Here is a 1,897-nt window from a genome sequence, read left to right as displayed (position 1 = left end):
GAAGCTTGGTGTTCCTGATTGTGGTGCACCTTGGATTCCTTCTGAACCTGCATTAGTTCCTACCGGTCTTACAGGCTTAATAATTGGAGTATACGTTGTTTGTACTTTTACATTGTTTGACCCAGTTGCTTGTACAGTTGCTGGCTCTACTTCACCTGTATAAGTTTTATCCGTAGGTGTAAATGTTACCTCTCCTGTTTGCGAATCAATTGTATATTTACCAATGACTTCTTGAGTATCCTTTTTGTATGCTGGAATTGAATCAGTTTCTTTTCCATCTTTTACAAGTTTATAACTATTTGGTTTAACAGTAACTGTTTTTTCAACTCCATTTATCTCTACGCTTTCTGGTGAAGTAAATTTTGGAGTTCCTTTTTGAACTAATCCTTGAACCTCTGTAGAATCCGCCGGAGTTTTTTCCAACTCAATTGGAACAATAATTGGTTTGTACGAAGCTTTTGAAGTTATTGTCGTTTTATCATTATTATCATTTAGGACAGTTATCGTTCCTTGTACTTCAATGGCAGGTACATCACCTACATATGACGGTACTGGCGTAAATGTTACTTTTCCATTTGCATTAATAGTAAATGTTCCTTTTCCATCTACTGTTACAGAATCTGTTAGAGTTTTAGTCCCTGGAACTATCAATTTACGTTCTGTAACTACAGCATTTGTTACTCCTTTTGGAAGTTTAAATGTTGGCGTTGCTTCTTGTGGTAACCCTTGAATATTCGTTGTTTGTTTATTTTCAGGTGTTACTTTTAGTGGCGTTACACTTGGTGTATAAGTCGCATCTTTTGTTTCGCCATTTTCGTCTGTAGCACGTACCGTAATTCCTGTTGTTGGTCCTGTAAATCCAGGTTTTGGAACAAATGTCACTTCTCCAGTTGCTTTATCAATACTGTATGTTCCTTGATTTTCTACTTCAACTTCCTCTACAGGCGTATTATTCGTAGGATCAACTAATTTGTATTCTGTAATACGAACATCTGAGGTTGAAATCGTGAACGTTGGTGTGCCAGTTTGTGTTTTCCCTTGTAGTGCTTCTGAAGTTTTATTCTCACTAGTCATTGAAACGTCTGTTACTGTTGGTGTATACGTTGCTGTAGCAATTGTTCCATTTTTATCAACACGTTTTACAGTCACTGCTGGAGCTTCTCCAACAAAGTTTTTATCCGGCGTAAAGGTTACTGTTCCGTCTTTTGCTACTGTATAAGTACCTTTTCCTGCTATAACAACTTTTCCATCTTGATCAGCACCTTCTAAAGTTGCTGGTACTTCATCATTCATTGGAACTTCAGGTACTCCACCATTGAATACAGGTTTACCAGTTTGAACTTTTCCTTGTAATCCACTTGAAGTAGTGTTTGTACCTGTTGGTGTTACTTGAGTTACTGTTGGTACATATTTTTTCGTAACAGGTTTTCCATTTTCGTCTTCTATTTGAACAGTTACCCCTTCAGGAGTTCCATGATAACTTGGAAGTGGCGTAAATGTAATCGCATTGTCTTTTAATTCATACGTTCCAACATCAGGTACAGTAATTGTCTTAACTTTTTCATTACCATTCAATAATGTTAATGTATCTGGTTTTAAGGCAACTTTTTCATTACCTGTGTCAAAGTTTAGAGTTTTTCCATCTTCTTCATCTTTTTGATTGAAGACAATTGGAGATTTTTGAGCAAACCCTTGTAATCCAGTAGTTGCTGAATCTTTACCTGTTGGTGTTACTTCAGTTACTGTTGGTGTATAAGTTGTTTCGACTTTTGTTCCGTTCGCATCTTTAATTTGAACTTTTACAGCTTTTGCTTGTCCTGTAAATGTTTTATTAGGTGTGAAAGTAATAGTTTTACTTGCTTTATCTAAAACATATTCTCCATCACTTGTTGTAAGA

Annotated in this window: 1 protein-coding gene; it reads right to left on the bottom strand. The window is 36.2% G+C overall.

Annotation, left to right across the window (positions count from 1 at the left end; genetic code table 11):
• On the bottom strand, positions 1-1,897 hold a 1,897-nt coding region (locus ADI58_RS05250; RefSeq protein ID WP_049521734.1), incomplete at both ends, for an Ig-like domain-containing protein.

The organism is Streptococcus mitis (assembly GCF_001074635.1).
Taxonomy (GTDB): Bacteria; Bacillota; Bacilli; order Lactobacillales; family Streptococcaceae; genus Streptococcus; species Streptococcus mitis_E.
Note: the sequence above shows the minus strand (reverse complement) of the source record. Positions and strands in the feature narration are given on the sequence as shown.